General features: G+C 60.6%; 17 protein-coding genes. 9 read left to right on the top strand and 8 right to left on the bottom strand.

What is annotated here, in order from left to right:
* Window positions 1–37: 37 nt before the first annotated feature.
* Both GT756_RS14505 and GT756_RS14500 read right to left on the bottom strand, forming a co-directional pair.
* Window positions 38–379, bottom strand: a complete 342-nt coding sequence (locus GT756_RS14505; RefSeq protein ID WP_072500823.1) for a nitrous oxide-stimulated promoter family protein — start codon at window positions 377–379, stop codon at window positions 38–40.
* Window positions 380–456: 77 nt separating this feature from the next.
* A complete protein-coding gene (locus tag GT756_RS14500) occupies window positions 457–750 on the bottom strand; it encodes a SelT/SelW/SelH family protein (protein WP_048295863.1) in 294 nt (97 codons plus the stop codon).
* 215 nt (window positions 751–965) lie between these two features.
* Between GT756_RS14500 and GT756_RS14495 the strand changes: the two genes are divergently transcribed.
* The 6 genes from GT756_RS14495 to mutS all read left to right on the top strand — a co-directional run bounded on the left by GT756_RS14495 (window position 966) and on the right by mutS (window position 9,665).
* Window positions 966–3,329: a TonB-dependent receptor gene (locus GT756_RS14495; RefSeq protein WP_160124862.1), complete on the top strand. Its 2,364-nt coding sequence runs from the start codon at window positions 966–968 to the stop codon at window positions 3,327–3,329.
* A 70-nt stretch (window positions 3,330–3,399) separates the two neighbouring features.
* Window positions 3,400–4,431: a hemin-degrading factor gene (locus GT756_RS14490; RefSeq protein ID WP_160124861.1), complete on the top strand. Its 1,032-nt coding sequence runs from the start codon at window positions 3,400–3,402 to the stop codon at window positions 4,429–4,431.
* Complete coding sequence (locus tag GT756_RS14485) at window positions 4,428–5,246, top strand: hemin ABC transporter substrate-binding protein (protein WP_080936008.1); 819 nt, start codon at window positions 4,428–4,430, stop codon at window positions 5,244–5,246. The genes GT756_RS14490 and GT756_RS14485 overlap by 4 nt, the downstream gene beginning before the upstream one ends.
* Window positions 5,246–6,178 carry an iron ABC transporter permease gene (locus tag GT756_RS14480; protein WP_160124860.1) on the top strand — a complete coding sequence of 311 codons (933 nt, stop codon included), beginning with the start codon at window positions 5,246–5,248 and terminating at the stop codon, window positions 6,176–6,178. Before GT756_RS14485 ends, GT756_RS14480 begins: the two co-directional genes overlap by 1 nt.
* Window positions 6,171–6,950 (top strand): heme ABC transporter ATP-binding protein, encoded by a 780-nt coding sequence (locus tag GT756_RS14475; protein WP_160124859.1) that lies wholly within the window; start codon window positions 6,171–6,173, stop codon window positions 6,948–6,950. Before GT756_RS14480 ends, GT756_RS14475 begins: the two co-directional genes overlap by 8 nt.
* A gap of 153 nt (window positions 6,951–7,103) precedes the next feature.
* A complete protein-coding gene (gene mutS, locus GT756_RS14470) occupies window positions 7,104–9,665 on the top strand; it encodes a DNA mismatch repair protein MutS (RefSeq protein WP_023290813.1) in 2,562 nt (853 codons plus the stop codon).
* A 127-nt stretch (window positions 9,666–9,792) separates the two neighbouring features.
* On the opposite strand, the gene GT756_RS14465 is transcribed toward mutS, so the two are convergent.
* From GT756_RS14465 to GT756_RS14450, 4 genes are all read right to left on the bottom strand, one after another.
* Window positions 9,793–9,945 carry a Hok/Gef family protein gene (locus tag GT756_RS14465; RefSeq protein WP_100050854.1) on the bottom strand — a complete coding sequence of 51 codons (153 nt, stop codon included), beginning with the start codon at window positions 9,943–9,945 and terminating at the stop codon, window positions 9,793–9,795.
* 432 nt (window positions 9,946–10,377) lie between these two features.
* Window positions 10,378–10,614 (bottom strand): non-oxidative hydroxyarylic acid decarboxylases subunit D, encoded by a 237-nt coding sequence (locus tag GT756_RS14460; RefSeq protein WP_004205613.1) that lies wholly within the window; start codon window positions 10,612–10,614, stop codon window positions 10,378–10,380.
* 10 nt (window positions 10,615–10,624) lie between these two features.
* Window positions 10,625–12,052 carry a non-oxidative hydroxyarylic acid decarboxylases subunit C gene (locus tag GT756_RS14455; RefSeq protein WP_004205612.1) on the bottom strand — a complete coding sequence of 476 codons (1,428 nt, stop codon included), beginning with the start codon at window positions 12,050–12,052 and terminating at the stop codon, window positions 10,625–10,627.
* On the bottom strand, window positions 12,052–12,645 hold the full coding sequence (locus GT756_RS14450) for a non-oxidative hydroxyarylic acid decarboxylases subunit B (protein ID WP_002915099.1): 594 nt from the start codon (window positions 12,643–12,645) through the stop codon (window positions 12,052–12,054). Before GT756_RS14450 ends, GT756_RS14455 begins: the two co-directional genes overlap by 1 nt.
* 172 nt (window positions 12,646–12,817) lie before the next feature.
* On the opposite strand from GT756_RS14450, the gene GT756_RS14445 reads away from it, so the two are divergent.
* Window positions 12,818–13,225: a MarR family winged helix-turn-helix transcriptional regulator gene (locus tag GT756_RS14445; protein WP_004205611.1), complete on the top strand. Its 408-nt coding sequence runs from the start codon at window positions 12,818–12,820 to the stop codon at window positions 13,223–13,225.
* Window positions 13,226–13,233: 8 nt separating this feature from the next.
* Here GT756_RS14445 and GT756_RS14440 read toward each other — a convergent pair whose 3' ends face one another.
* A complete protein-coding gene (locus GT756_RS14440; RefSeq protein ID WP_043520747.1) occupies window positions 13,234–14,121 on the bottom strand; it encodes a LysR family transcriptional regulator in 888 nt (295 codons plus the stop codon).
* Window positions 14,122–14,229: 108 nt separating this feature from the next.
* Here GT756_RS14440 and GT756_RS14435 point away from each other — a divergent pair, with 108 nt between their 5' ends.
* Window positions 14,230–15,432: an MFS transporter gene (locus GT756_RS14435; RefSeq protein ID WP_160124858.1), complete on the top strand. Its 1,203-nt coding sequence runs from the start codon at window positions 14,230–14,232 to the stop codon at window positions 15,430–15,432.
* On the top strand, window positions 15,429–15,806 hold the full coding sequence (locus GT756_RS14430; RefSeq protein ID WP_004205607.1) for a hypothetical protein: 378 nt from the start codon (window positions 15,429–15,431) through the stop codon (window positions 15,804–15,806). Before GT756_RS14435 ends, GT756_RS14430 begins: the two co-directional genes overlap by 4 nt.
* Before the next feature lie 52 nt (window positions 15,807–15,858).
* On the opposite strand, the gene rpoS is transcribed toward GT756_RS14430, so the two are convergent.
* A complete protein-coding gene (rpoS, locus tag GT756_RS14425) occupies window positions 15,859–16,851 on the bottom strand; it encodes an RNA polymerase sigma factor RpoS (RefSeq protein WP_002915106.1) in 993 nt (330 codons plus the stop codon).
* Between the last annotated feature and the right edge of the window lie 17 nt (window positions 16,852–16,868).

Raw genomic sequence — 16,868 nt, 5'->3', positions numbered from 1 at the left:
TCCGCCGGCTGCGCGCCGCGCAGGCCGGGGAAGGCCGCTATTTTTTCGGTCGGTATTTTTCCGGCAGCGGCGGCACCGGCCGCCTGTCATCCAGCAGATGGCGAAGGGTCAGGATCGGGTGGCGCCAGAGCATTCGCGGCCCGGCCCAGCGCATAATCTGCTTCATCTCTTCGCGCTTCGCCGGCTGGTAGCAATGCACCGGACACTGCTTGCAGGCCGGTTTATTGTCGCCAAACACGCACTTATCAAGGCGCTTATCGGCGTAGGCGTTCAGCGCCTGATAGTGTTCGGCGTCGTCGCGGGCCTCCGGACAGTGGCGCTGATAAAGCCCAATCATCCGACCGATCGTCTGCTTTTCACGTTCGATGCGTTTGCCCACCGTCAATTTCCCTCCCCACAAAAAGATGCATCAATAATACACCTTTTAAGCCGGCCACGCAGCCGCTTTCCTAACGATCAGGTCGGGTTAGCGGGTTTATCAACATGCCCCAATGCTTTTTCCGGGAAGCAGAGATCGCGCACCCGGCGTTTCAGCTCTGCCGCATCCGGAAAGCCGCCATCCTGCTTGCGCTCCCAGATCTGCTGGCCGTCGATATCGATAGTGAAGATCCCGCCGGTGCCCGGCACCAGCGTCACCGAGGCGATATCGGTGCTGAAGGTGTGTAACAACTCCTGCGCCATCCAGCTGGCGCGCAGCATCCAGTTGCACTGGGAACAATAGGTGATGGTGATAGCCGCTTTTGAATTCATCGTCATCTCGCTCAGGCTGAAAGGGCACAGTGTAAACAAAGTGCAGTTTAAATGAGGAATACATCAATATTTTGTTGCAAACGATAATACCTATCATTACCATTCGCAATCAACAAATGGAGTTAGACCCTATCCGCAACGGAAAAGACGGAGCAACCTGCAACTCTGGAAGTAACGCGTGAGCCGATACTAATAACGATCAAGGCGTGGCGACTATGTACAAATCGACTCCGTCAGCAGCAGGGTGTAAAAAACGCCTGCTGGTGACCTCTTTGTTTGCAGCAATTTATCAGACTTCTGCCATCGCAGCAGACACTTCCGCCGTTAGCGGCGAGGCGGTGGATGACACCTCGGAACAAATGACCGTCACCGCTCCCGCGCCGGTGCAGAAAGCCGGTAGCGAACACAGCATCAGCGCCCGGGAGCTGGAGAATAAAGGCGCTAACGATTTCGGCTCAATCATGCGCTATGAGCCGCTCATCAGCGCCACCGGGGCCAGCGGCGGCTCCGGCAACGGCAAAAGCGGCTTCGACCGCGGAGGTTACACCGGCTACAACATTCGCGGTATGGAGAGCAACCGCGTCGGCATCGACGTGGACGGTATCGCGCAACCCAACGCCACCGGCCGCGGCTACGTCGGCCGCGCCGGGCTCAACACCTTCGGCATCGGCCGCGATTATATCGACCCGTATATGTACGGCAGCGTGGATATCCAGTCCGGCGCCACCTCGACGGAAACGGCCAACAGCGCTATCGGGGGGAATGTCTCCTTCCGCCCGAAATCAGCGGATGATTACCTGCGCCCGGGCAAGACCAGCGCCTTCGGCTACCGCAGCGGTTACGACTCTGCGGATCGCAGCTGGCACAACGGGGTGACCGTCGCCGGCGGCGATGAGTTCCTGCGCGGGATTTTGGTCTATAGCCGCCGTGACGGCCAGGAAACCGAAAATTACAGCGGCACCGTCGATGCCTACCCGGCGAACTGGCACTCCGATGCCTTTCTGGCCTCCGGGATCTGGCAGCCCAACGACGAGCACAAGCTAACCAGCACCTTCGACTATTACCATAAAACCAACCACACCCACTACGATACCTGGGACTCCAGCGGCAACAGCACCATCGGCACCGCCAGCCAGACCAGCCAGACCCGGCGCTGGGGCCTGAGCCTGAAGGATGACTGGACGCCGATGAATGACTACCCCGACAGCGTCTCCAGTAAAATCTATTACCAGCATACCGAAGCCCATGACTGGACGTATATGCCGGACAGCGTCACCCGCAGAATGCAGACGGTGAACTCCAACTACGACACCGACACCTGGGGCCTGCAGACCGCACTGGCGAAAACCCTGGGCCGCCACGATCTGAGCGCCGGCTTTAACGCCAGCACCAGCAAAACCCAGCGGCCGTTCAGCCAGTCGCCAATCCCCAGCGTTTACAGCGAGATCATGCAGCCGGAGGCGGATAGCCGCAGCTACACCCTCGGCGGTTTTGTTCAGGATAAGATCAACTTCGATCTCGATAGCCACAATTTCGCCATTATTCCCGGCGTGCGTGTGGTACATCAATCGACGAAGCCGGAAAATCTGTCCGACCTCGCTGCCAACAGCAGCGCGCTGACCGAATCGTCAGTGGCCAGGCTGTATGGTAAAAACAGCGATACCCAGGTTCTGCCGTCGTTGACCTTCCAGTACGACCTCACCCCGCGTCTGATGACCTACCTGCAGTACCAGCGCGGGGCGCAGTTCCCCAACGCCAGCCAGCTGTATGGCTCCTGGAACCTTGGCTCCAGCTACGCCGGCAGCCAGCAGTATGCCCTGATCGGCAATACCGATCTGAAGACGGAAACCAGCGATAATCTTGAGTGGGGACTGAAGGGGGAAGTTACCGAAGGCATCACTCTGCGCACGGCGCTGTTCTACAACAGCTATAAAAACTTTATCGCCTATACCCGCTATACCCGGGCGAATAATCCGGGCCAGTTCACCAACGTGCCGTCGAATATCTACACCATTTATCAGGCGGAAAACCGCGATAAAGCCTATATCTACGGCGGCGAAATCAGCACTAAATTTAACTTTGGCACCTGGTATGAGCAGGTGGACGGCCTGAGCGCCACCCTCGCCCTCGGCTATAGCGAAGGGAAATCGAAATCCAGCTACAGCGGCGATAAATACGTCGACCTCGACAGCGTAGCGCCGATGAAAGCCATCGTCGGCGTGGCGTGGGACGATCCGGCGAAACGCTACGGCACCGCCCTGACGGCGACCTTCGTCAAAGGGAAACAGGCGACCGCCACCAATCGCGAAAGCTACAGCAACAGCGGATCCGCCATCACCGATGCCAGCAGCGACTATATGCGCGTGCCGGGCTACGGCATGCTGGACTGGACCGCGTACTGGCAGGTAGCGAAAAACGTGCGCCTCAATGGCGGGGTCTACAACCTCACCGATCGTAAATACTGGGATTACCTGAGCAGCCGCAATATCGAGACCGGCACCAACCAGGACGCCAACGATAAAGCGCTGGCGGTGATGCCGGGCCGCACCTGGCAGCTCGGAGTCAACGTCGACTTCTGATTGCCCGAATAACCACTCACCTGCCCCGGCCCACCGGCCGGGGATATTGATCATCGAGAAGGATATAATTATGCCCAATGCCCACCCCGATTTGTGGCAGCGCTACCAGGCCACCAAAGCGGCCAGCGCCGCGAAATATGCCCGCGATATCGCCGCGGAAATGGGGATCAGCGAAGCCGAACTGACCGCCGCCCGCCTCGGCCATGATGCCGTACGCCTGAGCGATGACGCCCGGGCGCTGATTGCCGCCCTGGAGCGCGTCGGTGAAACCAAATGCATCTGCCGCAACGAGTATGCCGTGCATGAGCAGGTCGGCCAGTTCACGCACCAGCACCTCAGCGGCCACGCCGGGCTGGTGCTCAACCCGCGCGCGCTCGACCTGCGTCTGTTCCTCAGCCAGTGGGCCAGCGCCTTCCATCTGAACGATAACGGTCGCCAGAGCATTCAGTTTTTCGACCACCACGGTGACGCCCTGCTGAAAGTCTATGCGACCACGCAGACCGACATGGCGGCCTGGGACACCCTGATCGCGGAGTATCGGGTGGCGGCCCCGGCACCGCTGACCCTGCGCCCGCTGGAGCCGGTGAAATATGCCGAGAGCACCGATGGAGCCGCGCTGGAGAACGACTGGCGCGCGATGACCGACGTACACCAGTTCTTCGGTCTGCTGCGTAAATATCAGCTTTCCCGCCAGCAGGCCTTCCGTCTGGTGAGCGACGACCTCGCCTGCCGCGTTGATCGCCATGCGCTGCCAGCGTTACTGGAGACGGTGCGCCAGGAGGGCAATGAAATCATGATCTTCGTCGGCAATCGCGGCTGCGTGCAGATTTTCACCGGTGCCCTGGAAAAGCTGGCGCCGATGCGCGGCTGGCTGAATATCTTCAATCCCACCTTTACCCTCCATCTGCGCGAAGAGAGCATCGATGAAGTGTGGGTGACCCGTAAGCCGACCTCAGACGGACACGTCACCAGCGTCGAGCTGTTCGCCAAAGACGGCACCCAGATTGCCCAGCTCTATGGCCAGCGCAGCGAGGGCCACCCCGAGCAGGCGCAATGGCGCCAGCAGGTGGATCGTCTGACCCGCGAAGGACTGCCCGCATGATGCGCTGGTTACTGCTTCTCATCGCCTTCCCGCTGCTGAGCCACGCCGCTGTGGAGCGGCTCGTCACCCTCGGCGGAGATGTCACTGAGATCGTCTATGCCCTTGGCGCGCAACAGAGCCTGGTCGCCCGGGACAGCACCAGCAGCTGGCCCCCGGCGGCGCAAAAACTGCCGGATGTCGGCTACCTGCGGCAGCTGAACGCTGAGGGGATCCTCGCATTACGTCCGCAGCTGGTGTTAGCGAGCGCCCAGGCGCAGCCCTCGCTGGTCTTACACAAGGTGCAGGCGAGCGGCGTGAAGGTGGTTAACGTGCCTGGCGGCGAAAACCTGGCCGCGATCGATAAAAAAGTGGCCGTCATTGCCGAAGCATTAGGCAAAACCCCGGCAGGCGACGCGCTGCGCCAGCAGCTTCAGCAGCAGATCGCCGCCATTCCAACGCAGCCGATTGCCAGGCGGGTGCTGTTTATTCTCAGCCACGGCGGAATGAATACCCTGGTGGCCGGGCAACACACCGCGGCCGATGGCGCCATTCGCGCCGCCGGTCTGCAGAACGCGATGCAGGGCTTCGACCACTATCGGGCGATGTCGCAGGAGGGAGTGGCCGCCAGCCAGGCGGATCTGGTGGTGATCTCCGCCGATGGTCTCAAAGGGATGGGCGGCGAAACCGGGCTGTGGAGCCTGCCCGGCCTGGCGCAGACCCCGGCGGGTCGCCATAAACAGCTGCTGACGATCGACGACATGGCCCTGCTCGGCTTTGGGCCGCGCACCCCGCAGGCAATTATCGCGCTGCGTGAAAAAGCGGAGCAACTGCCCTGATGCGCCCTGCCCTCACCCGCCGTTTGCTGATGATGACGCTACTGCTGGTTTCGCTGACGCTGTTCGCCACCACCCTTGGCGCGATGCGTTTGCCGCTGGCCAGCCTGCTGCCCGCCGGGGATGAGATGCTGCGCCACATCTGGCTGACCATCCGTCTGCCGCGGGTGCTGCTGGCCCTGCTGGTGGGCGCGGCGCTGGCCCTCTCCGGCTGCGTGATGCAGGGGCTGTTTCGCAACCCGCTTGCCGACCCGGGCCTGCTGGGCATCAGCAGCGGCGCCGCGCTGGCGGTTGCCTGCTGGCTGGTGCTCCCGCTTTCCGCATCGGGGCTGATCGCCCTGTATATGCCGATGCTGGCGGCGTTTATTGGTAGCCTGGCAGTGATGGTGGTGATTTTTATCCTCAGCCGGGCGGAGGAGGGTTCGCTGTCGCGCCTGCTGCTGGTAGGGATCGCCATCAACGCGCTGTGCGGGGCGCTGGTCGGCGTGCTGGCCTGGCTGAGCAACGACGCCCAGCTGCGCCAGCTGTCGCTGTGGGGCATGGGCAGCCTGGGCCAGGCCGAGTGGCCGACCCTGCTGGTGGCTACGACCCTGATCATCCCGGCGGCGCTGGAGGTGTGGTGGATGGCCTCCCATCTGAATCTGCTGCTGCTGTGCAGCGCGGTGCTGGTGGCCGCGGCGGTGGCCATCAGCGGAGTCATCGGCTTTATCGGCCTGGTGGTGCCGCACCTGATGCGCCTGTGGCTGGGGCCGGATCATCGCGGGCTGATCCCCGGCTCGCTGCTGGCCGGCGCCATCCTGCTTCTGCTGGCCGATACCCTGGCCCGCACCGTAGCGGCGCCAGCGGAGATGCCGGTCGGTCTGCTCACCAGCCTGCTGGGCGCCCCCTGGTTTCTGTGGCTGGTCTTTCGTCGGGAGAACTCCAGACATGGCTAATGCATACTGCGCCCAGGGTCTGTCACTTCGCCTTGGTAAACGACAGATTATCGACAACGTCTCCGTCGCGCTGCGCGGCGGCGAGATGACGGCGCTTATCGGACCGAACGGCGCAGGCAAATCCACGCTGCTGCGGCTGCTTACCGGGTACCTGACTCCGGATAGCGGCACTCGCCATCTGGCGGGCACGCCGCTGGAGGAATGGTCACCCGAGGCGCTGGCGCGCCGGCGGGCGGTCATGCTTCAGCGCACGGCCCTGCAGGCTGACTGGACGGTGGAAACGGTCATCGCCATGGGGCGCTCGCCGTGGGGTCCGACCGCGGACCCGGCGGTGCTGGCGGCGGTAATGGCCGTCACCGGCTGCGATGAACTTGCCGGCCGCCGCTATCCCGGCCTCTCCGGTGGCGAGCAGCAGCGGGTACAGCTCGCCCGCTGTCTGGCGCAGCTGTGGCGCGACGGCGCGCCGCAGGGCTGGCTGTTTCTTGATGAACCCACCTCGGCGCTGGACCTTTACTATCAACAGCATCTGCTGCGCTTGCTCAAACGGCTCACCGCCGGCGGGCAACTGCACGTGTGCGTGGTGCTGCATGACCTTAACCTCGCCGCCCTGTGGGCCGACCGCATCCTGCTGCTTCACCAGGGCCATCTGGTCGCCCAGGGCACGCCGCAGGAGGTGATCCAGCAGCCAGTTATCCATCGCTGGTACGGGGCGGATGTCCGCCTCGGCCAGCATCCGGACAACGCGGCCCCCCAGGTCTATCTGGCGCCGTAACCCCCGCGCGGCGCAACCGGAATCCGGATCGCGCCGCGCGCGTTCGTCAGTTTCCCTCGCCAGCCCATCTCCGTTATCATGTCTCATCCATGTGATAACGACGAAAACAACAAAATCGCAGCCATTTCAAATCAGGGATCTGGATAACACCCCATGAGCACAATTGACAATCTCGACGCCCACACCCCAATGATGCAGCAGTATCTCAAGCTGAAGGCGCAACATCCTGACATTCTGCTGTTTTACCGGATGGGGGATTTTTACGAGCTGTTTTATGACGATGCGAAACGCGCGTCGCAGCTGCTCGATATCTCGCTGACCAAGCGCGGCGCCTCCGCGGGCGAACCCATTCCCATGGCCGGCATCCCCCACCACGCGGTGGAAAACTATCTTGCGAAACTGGTTAATCAGGGCGAGTCGGTAGCCATTTGCGAGCAGATAGGCGACCCGGCCACCACCAAAGGGCCGGTCGAGCGTAAAGTGGTGCGTATCGTCACGCCGGGCACCATCAGCGATGAAGCGCTGCTGCAGGAGCGCCAGGACAACCTGCTGGCCGCCATCTGGCAGGACAGCAAAGGCTTTGGCTACGCGACGCTGGACATCAGCTCCGGCCGCTTCCGCCTGAGCGAACCGGCCGACCGCGAAACCATGGCGGCAGAGCTGCAGCGCACTAATCCAGCGGAGCTGCTGTATGCGGAAGATTTTGCCGAATCGTCGCTGATCGAAGGCCGCCGCGGTCTGCGCCGTCGCCCGCTGTGGGAATTTGAAATCGACACCGCGCGCCAGCAGCTTAACCTGCAGTTCGGCACCCGCGATCTGGTTGGCTTCGGCGTGGAAAACGCCCCCCGCGGCCTGTGCGCCGCCGGCTGCCTGCTGCAGTATGTCAAAGACACCCAGCGCACCTCGCTACCGCATATTCGCTCCATCACCATGGAGCGCCAGCAGGACAGCATCATTATGGATGCCGCCACCCGCCGTAATCTGGAGATCACCCAGAATCTCGCCGGCGGCACCGATAACACGCTGGCCTCGGTGCTCGACTGCACGGTGACGCCGATGGGCAGCCGGATGCTCAAGCGCTGGCTACATATGCCGGTCCGCGATACCGCCGTGCTGGTGGAGCGCCAGCAGACCATCGGCGCGCTGCAGGAGCGCTATACCGAGCTGCAGCCGGTGCTGCGCCAGGTCGGCGATCTGGAACGTATTCTGGCGCGTCTGGCGCTGCGTACCGCCCGACCACGCGATTTAGCCCGTATGCGTCATGCCCTGCAGCAGTTGCCTCTGCTGCGCGAGCAGCTGGCTGACGTTGACAGTCAGCCGGTGCAAAAATTGCGCGAGAAAATGGGCGAGTTTAGCGAACTGCGCGAACTGCTGGAGCGCGCGGTGATCGACGCGCCGCCGGTGCTGGTCCGCGACGGCGGGGTTATCGCCCCGGGCTACAGCGAAGAGCTGGACGAGTGGCGGGCGCTGGCCGATGGCGCCACTGATTATCTCGATAAGCTTGAGATCCGCGAGCGCGAGCGGCTGGGCCTCGATACCCTGAAGGTCGGCTACAACGCCGTCCACGGCTACTACATCCAGATCAGCCGCGGCCAGAGCCACCTGGCGCCGATCCACTACGTGCGTCGCCAGACGCTGAAAAACGCCGAACGCTACATTATTCCTGAACTGAAGGAATACGAAGATAAGGTGCTGACCTCCAAGGGCAAGGCGCTGGCGCTGGAAAAACAGCTTTATGACGAACTGTTCGACCTGCTGCTGCCGCATCTTGCCGACCTGCAGGCGAGCGCCAGCGCGCTGGCCGAGCTGGACGTGCTGGTCAACCTGGCGGAACGCGCGGAAACCCTGAACTACTGCTGCCCGACCTTTAGCGATAAGCCGGGCATTCGCATCAGCGAAGGCCGCCATCCGGTGGTCGAGCAGGTGCTGAAAGAGCCGTTTATCGCCAACCCGCTGCAGCTGGCGCCGCAGCGGCGGATGCTGATCATCACCGGGCCGAACATGGGCGGTAAAAGTACCTATATGCGCCAGACCGCGCTGATTGCGCTGCTGGCCTATATCGGCAGCTACGTCCCGGCGCAGAAGGTGGAGATAGGCCCCATCGATCGCATCTTTACCCGCGTCGGCGCGGCGGATGACCTGGCCAGCGGCCGCTCGACCTTTATGGTGGAGATGACCGAAACCGCCAATATTCTGCACAACGCCACCGAACACAGCCTGGTGCTGATGGATGAGATTGGCCGCGGCACGTCCACCTACGACGGTCTGTCGCTGGCATGGGCCTGTGCGGAAAATCTGGCCAACAAAATCAAGGCGCTGACGCTGTTCGCCACCCACTACTTCGAGCTCACCCAGCTGCCGGAGAAAATGGAAGGCGTTGCCAACGTCCATCTCGACGCGCTGGAGCATGGCGATACCATCGCCTTTATGCACAGCGTGCAGGATGGCGCGGCCAGCAAGAGCTACGGCCTGGCGGTCGCCGCGCTGGCCGGGGTGCCGAAAGAGGTGATCAAGCGCGCGCGGCAGAAACTGCGCGAGCTGGAGAGTATTTCGCCCAACGCGGCGGCGACCCAGGTCGACGGCACGCAGATGTCGCTGCTCGCCGCCCCGGAAGAGACCTCGCCTGCGGTTGAGGCGCTGGAGAATCTTGATCCGGACTCCCTGACCCCGCGTCAGGCGCTGGAGTGGATTTATCGTCTGAAAAGTCTGGTCTAGCACCCCAATCGCCCTATTAAGGTCAAAAACGGCAGCGCCGCTCCGCGCTGCCGTTTTAACAAACTAAAAATGGGTGCAAGAGGATGCGTCCTGACAACCAATACGCGGGGTTGCCCCCGCGCGGATGCTACTTCTTCGATTCGTAAGCGAGAACAGCTTTAAACTCAATACTACGCTCTTTAATACTCAGCTCGCATAGCGAGCTGTGCGCCAACAGCGTAAATCCCAGTACCGTAATACAGAGTACGATGATTGCCACAAGGGCATATTTTGTCAGCATATCTTGCCTCCCTGCAAAGAAGAGACTAACATCTGAATTGTCGATGTTCATTCGCTAGCCTCAGTTGATAGAAATATCTCCTGGGGCTTTCGTCTGTCTGGGGTCCTGGTAATGCTCAAGGCCAGACAGCCTCAAGCACCCGCCGCTATTCTATACTCGTCAGGGCGTGAAATTTATCTGCAAGGAATTAATCAGACGGATTTTATAATAATCTGGAAGCAGGCTCGCAAAGTCATCCCACGCTATTATCCCTTTACACCATTTCTGGATTTAATGAATATAATAACTTTTATCATTCTGCGAAATATAAAAAAACCGACTGAGAGATTATCCCAGTCGGCGTATTTGTCGCAGGCAGTTTGCGCACTGCCCAGTTTTAATATGGCCGGTAAAATAGCCCAAATGAAATAGGCCCTTAGCGGGCCCTTTTCATTAACGCTTATCTTCCGGCAATAGCGGCGGTACGTGCGGCACCTGCGGCGCCTCATCAATATCTTTCTGCGTCATCCGGAACGCTTCCGGATAGTGCTCGCGGCTGGTGCGGCGCAGCGGCTCGGTATCCCGCCAGGTATAAAGGCAGTGCTGGCACTGATACACAGTCCAGACCCCTTTCACCGGTGATTTTGCCATGACTTCAATCTTTTCATCGGCGCAACGTGGACAAATCATCTTCTTCTCCTTATTTACGGTTGGCCAGCATGGCGGTCAGTTTTTCAGCCCAGGCTTTGGTTTCCGGCAGATCCTGCACCGGCTGGCTGTAGTGGCCGCGCAGGTCCGGCGCAACCGGGGTGGTGGCGTCGATAATGAGTTTGTCGGTGATGCCCGCCGGGCTGGAGCCTGGATCAAGTTCAAGGACCGACATGTTCGGCAACTGCACCAGGTCTCCCGCCGGGTTAACCTTAGAGGAGAGCGCCCACATCACCTGCGGCAGGTTGAACGGGTCGACGTCTTCATCAACCATAATCACCATCTTCACATAGCCGAGGCCGTGGGGAGTGGTCATCGCCCGCAGTCCCACCGCGCGGGCAAAGCCGCCGTAGCGTTTTTTGGTGGAGATGATCGCCAGCAGACCGTGGGTGTACATGGCGTTGACCGCCTGCACTTCCGGAAACTCTGCCTTCAGCTGCTGATACAGCGGCACGCAGGTGGCCGGGCCCATCAGATAGTCGATTTCGGTCCATGGCATACCGAGATAGAGCGATTCAAAAATCGGTTTGCTGCGATACGAGACTTTGTCGATGCGCACTACCGTCATGTTACGACCGCCGGAGTAGTGGCCGGTAAACTCACCGAACGGCCCCTCTATCTCACGCTTGCGGCCTTCAATCACCCCTTCGAGGATCACTTCCGAACCCCAGGGCACGTCAAAGCCGGTCAGCGGCGCGGTGGCGATGGGATACGGGCTCTCGCGCAGCGCGCCGGCCATTTCATATTCTGACTGATCGTATTTCAGCGGCGTGGCGCCCATCAGGGTGATAATCGGGTCGTTACCGAGGGTAATGGCGATCGGCAGGTCTTCCCCGCGCTCTTCCGCCTTATGCAGATGCAGGGCGATATCGTGCATCGGCACCGGCTGCAGGCCGAGCTTGCGCTTGCCTTTCACTTCCATACGGTAGATACCGACGTTTTGCTTACCGAAGTTGTCAGGGTCAAGCGGATCGCGCGAAACGACACAGGCTTTGTCGAGGTAGAAGCCACCGTCGCCATCGTTGAGGCGGAACAGCGGCAGAATATCGAACAGGTTGATATCGTCGCCATCCACGGTGTTTTCCGCCCATGCCGGGTTGGCGCGGCGCTCTGGCGTCACCGGGAAGTTATCCCAACGGCGGATGAATTCATCAATCTGCTTTTTCACCGGCGTGTTGGGCGGCAGGCCCAGCGAGATGGCATGGTTCTGCCACGAGCCGATGGTGTTCATCGTCACCCGGGCGTCGGTAAAGCCGCGAATATTATCGAACCACAGCGCCGGGGCGCCGTCGCCGATGCGTCCGGTGGCATTGGCCGCCGCCGCCAGGTCTGGCTCAGCGTTCACCTCTTCACTGATTTTCAGCAGTTGTCCCTGGTCATCCAGCGCCTGCAAAAAGCTGCGCAAATCATCAAAAGCCATTATTCGATCTCCTGTGCAAATTGTTCTGCCGTACGCAAGCCGTTCCAGCGGCGCGCCTTGTGGTAGTCGAGGCCAAACTGATCCAACACCCGGGTCACAATATGGTTGGTGATATCGTCAACCGTTTCCGGGTGGTTGTAGTAAGCCGGCATCGGCGGCACCATCGCCACGCCCATCCGGGACAGCGCCAGCATGTTCTCCAGATGGATCGTGCTGAGCGGCATTTCCCGCGGGACCAGCACCAGCTTGCGCCCCTCTTTAAGCACCACGTCCGCCGCGCGGCCCACCAGCCCTTCGGCATAGCCCGCGCGAATGCCCGCCAGCGTCTTCATACTGCAGGGAATAACGATCATGCCGTCGGTGCGAAATGAACCTGATGAGATGGTGGCGGCCTGGTCGGCCGGGCTGTGGGAAAAGTCCGCCAGCGCGGCCACTTCCCGTGCCGTCCACGGCGTTTCCAGCTCGATGGTGGTTTTGGCCCATTTCGACATCACCAGATGGGTTTCCACCTCCGGCATATCGCGCAGCGCCTGCAGCAATGCCACCCCAAGCGGAGCCCCGGTGGCCCCCGTCATCCCAATAATCAGTTTCATTTCACACCTCATTCACTTTGTTCGTACACGAACTTTATGTTTAAATTACCCCCTCCTGATTCAAATAACAAGATCGTTCGTATACGTGCGCATTTTTAATCACACAGGGAAAAGGTATAAAAAGGCGTACGAACAGCTATCATAGAGGTGACAGTTTTGTTACGGAGTATTCATGGAGTTACGAAACGAAGCATTCCACCTGCTGCGCCAGCTTTTTCAACAACATACCGCCCGCTGGCAGCAGGCGTTACCGGACCTGACTAAGCCTCAGTATGCGGTGATGCGCTCGGTTGCCGAGCAGCCGGGGATCGAACAGGTGGTGCTGATTGAAGCGGCGGTCAGTACTAAGGCCACGCTGGCGGAGATGCTCAGCCGGATGGAAGCGCGCGGCCTGGTGCGCCGGGAGCACGATCCGGCCGATAAACGCCGCCGTTTTGTCTTTCTGACCGACGAAGGCGAGGCGCTGCTTAACCGTTCCATTCCGCAAGGCAATGAGGTCGATGACGAGTTTCTCGGCCGCTTGAGCGATGATGAACGCGAGCAGTTCTCCCGGCTGGTGCGTAAGATGATGGTTCCCTGAGCAAGCGCCTAGTCGAGCTGCTCACGCAGAAAGTCGATAAACGCCCGCACCCGGGTCGGCATATGCTGCGCATCGGGAAAAAGGGCATAAACGCCCTGCGGCGGGAAATAGTATTCCGGCAGGACAGCCACCAGCTCCCGCTGCGCCAGTTTCCCGGCCACCAGCCAGGCAGGCAGCAAAGCGACGCCGCATCCGGCCAGAGCAAAGCTCATCAGCGCCGTGGCGCTGTCGGCTGAAAACCGTGGCGCGTTGACTATCGTAAAATCCACCTCTGCCTGTTCATCCGTTCGCAGCTGCCAGCGCAGCGGCGCCGGCAGACGCTCGTGAATAATCCAGTCAGCTTGCGCCAGATCGGACAGCGTCTGCAGCGGATGGCTCGCCAGCCAGGCCGGTGAGGCGACGGGCAGGATCGCAAAACTGGCAATCCGCGTCGCCCGGTAGCGGGAATCGGCCAACGTGCCGAGGCGTATCGCCACGTCAAATCGTTCGGAGATAAGATCCGCATGATGGGAGGACGAGACGTGCCGCACCCGTAACGCCGGATGATGACGGGAAAACGCCGCCAGCGCCGGGATGATAACCTGTGCGCCATACTCCGGCGTGGTGGTGATCCGCAGCTCTCCGCTTAAACCGCTATGGCTGGCCCGAACCTCATCCTGCAGATTTTCCGCCGCTTTCAGCAGCGCCACCCCACGCTGATAGAACAGCGCCCCGGCGTCAGTGAGCCGCAGACGTCGCGTCGAGCGCAGCAGCAGGGTCACCCCCAGCTCATTTTCCAGTTGCCTTACGTTAAAGCTGACCACCGCTTTGGTCTGCCCCAGCGCCGCGGCGGCCTGGGTGAAGCTGCCGGCGTCCACCACGGCGATAAACATGGTCACGCGCTGAAGGTTTAGCATCGTCGTCCGGATGATTGTCAAAAATATTCAGACAGTATATCCCGATTCACCCCGTTTATCCCCCGTGGCGCCGGGTTTACAGTAGCCGCCTGTCTGAGGGAGTGAATCATGACCTATCGCCACCGCGTTGCCACCGTTTTTCTGTTCGGCTTTTTTCTCGACTTAATCAATATGTTTATCGCCAGCATCGCCTTCCCGGCTATCAGCCACGCGCTGGCGGTATCCGTCTCGCAGCTGGCGTGGGTCAGCAATGCCTATATTCTTGGCCTGACGGTCGTCGTGCCGTTCAGCGCCTGGCTCAGCCAGCGCTGTGGACCAAAACGGCTGTTTTTACTCTCGCTGGGGCTGTTCAGCCTCGGCGCGCTGGCATCAGGGCTGGCCCACAGCCTGGGTGCGCTGATTTTCTGGCGGACGTTGCAGGGGATGGGCGGCGGGCTGCTAATCCCCCTCGGTCAGGCGCTGACCTGGCCGCTGTTTCAGCCGCAGGAGCGGGCGAAGCTATCGGCGGCGGTGATGCTGGTCGGCCTGCTGGCGCCCGCCTGCTCGCCGGCGATCGGCGGTCTGCTAGTCCAGGCCTTCAGCTGGCGCTGGGTCTTTTTCGCCAGCCTGCCTGTCGCCCTGCTTACCTTTATGCTGGCGGCGCGATGGCTGAACGACATCTCCGCCCCTGTCCGGCCGGCCCGCTTGCTCCCGCTGTCGTTGCTGGCCGATCCTCTCCTGCGCTTCGCCATGCTTATTTATCTCTGCGTACCGGGAATGTTTATTGGCGTCAACGTCGTGGGAATGTTCTACCTGCAACGCGTCACCGGGATGGCGCCGGGGGCCATTGGCGCCCTGATGGTGCCCTGGTCGCTGGCCTCGTTTGTCGCCATCACCTTTACCGGCAGGTATTTCAACCGCTTCGGACCGCGGCCTCTGGTGATAGTCGGCTGCCTGCTTCAGGCGGCAGGGATCCTGCTGCTGCTGCAGGTCGATGCGCACAGCCCGCTGGCGCTGTTGATTCTGGCCTTTACGCTGATGGGCGGCGGAGGTAGCTTATGCAGCAGCACCGCGCAAAGCAGCGCTTTCCTGCATACGCCTGGCGAAGAGATGCCTGACGCCAGCGCGCTGTGGAACCTTAACCGCCAGCTCAGCTTCTTTGCCGGCAGCGCGCTGCTCGCTCTGCTGCTGAGGATATTCCCGCCGGCCTACGCCTGGCAAGGCGCGTTTAGCTGCGCCGCCGCCATAACCCTGTTGCCGCTGCTGTGTTGCCTGCGGCTGAATAATCGGGCGATTATCCATCGCCTGCACACCACTCTGGAGAAGTCATGAACCCGTATCTGCAGGAAGTCCTCGACGCCCATGTCCTTATCGAACGCTGGTTAAGCCAGGGGGAAGGGAGCGCTGAGGCGCTGATGAGCCGTTTTGCCGCCGAATTCACTATGATCCCTCTGAGCGGCGAGAAGATGGACTACCCGACGGTGAGCCGTTTTTTCCACCAGGCGGGCGCAAGCCGTCCGGGATTACACATCGTGGTGGATCAGACGAAAATCATCAGCGAGTGGCACGACGGCGCCGCCGTGCTATACCGTGAACGCCAAACGCTGGCGGATGGCAGTGAGAACGTACGCTGGTCGACGGCGATTTTTCAGCAAGTGGAAGGGAAAATTGTCTGGCGCCATCTGCAGGAAACCCGCCGCGGCTAGCGCAAAGAAAAAGGCCCCGACTTTCGAGGGGGCCTTTTTGAGAGAAAAGATCTTATTCGCGGAAGAGCGCTTCGATATTCAGTCCTTGCCCCTGCAGAATTTCCCGCAAACGACGCAGACCTTCCACCTGGATCTGACGCACACGCTCGCGGGTGAGGCCAATTTCACGGCCCACATCTTCCAGGGTGGCGGCTTCATAACCCAGCAGACCGAAACGACGCGCCAGAACCTCACGCTGCTTGGCGTTCAGTTCGAACAGCCATTTAACGATGCTTTGTTTCATATCATCGTCCTGCGTGGTGTCTTCCGGGCCGTTCTCTTTCTCATCGGCCAGAATATCCAGCAGCGCTTTTTCTGAATCGCCACCCAGCGGGGTATCCACCGAGGTGATGCGCTCGTTCAGACGCAGCATACGGCTGACGTCATCGACCGGTTTGTCCAGCTGTTCGGCAATCTCTTCCGCGCTCGGCTCGTGGTCCAGCTTATGGGACAACTCGCGCGCGGTACGCAGATAGACGTTCAGCTCTTTGACAATGTGGATCGGCAAACGGATCGTACGGGTTTGGTTCATGATCGCCCGTTCAATGGTCTGGCGGATCCACCAGGTCGCATAGGTCGAAAAACGGAACCCACGTTCCGGGTCAAACTTCTCAACGGCACGGATCAGGCCGAGGTTACCTTCTTCAATCAGATCCAGCAGCGCCAGACCACGATTGCTGTAACGACGGGCAATCTTCACCACCAGACGCAGGTTGCTTTCAATCATGCGACGGCGTGAAGCGACATCACCACGCAGTGCGCGACGCGCGAAATAGACTTCCTCTTCCGCGGTCAGCAGTGGGGAATAACCAATCTCTCCAAGATAAAGCTGAGTGGCGTCAAGCACGCGTTGCGTTGCGCCTTGCGACAGCAGCTCTTCCTCAGCCAGATCGCTATCACTGGGTTCCTCTTCTACTAAGGCCTTCTCGTCGAAAACCTCAATTCCGTTCTCATCAAATTCCGCGTCTTCATTTAAATCATGAACTTTCAGCGTATTCTGACTCATAAAGGTGGCTCCTACCC

It is taken from the genome of Klebsiella sp. Q2 (assembly GCF_009900705.1).
Lineage (GTDB): Bacteria > Pseudomonadota > Gammaproteobacteria > Enterobacterales > Enterobacteriaceae > Klebsiella > Klebsiella quasipneumoniae.
Note: the sequence above shows the minus strand (reverse complement) of the source record. Positions and strands in the feature narration are given on the sequence as shown.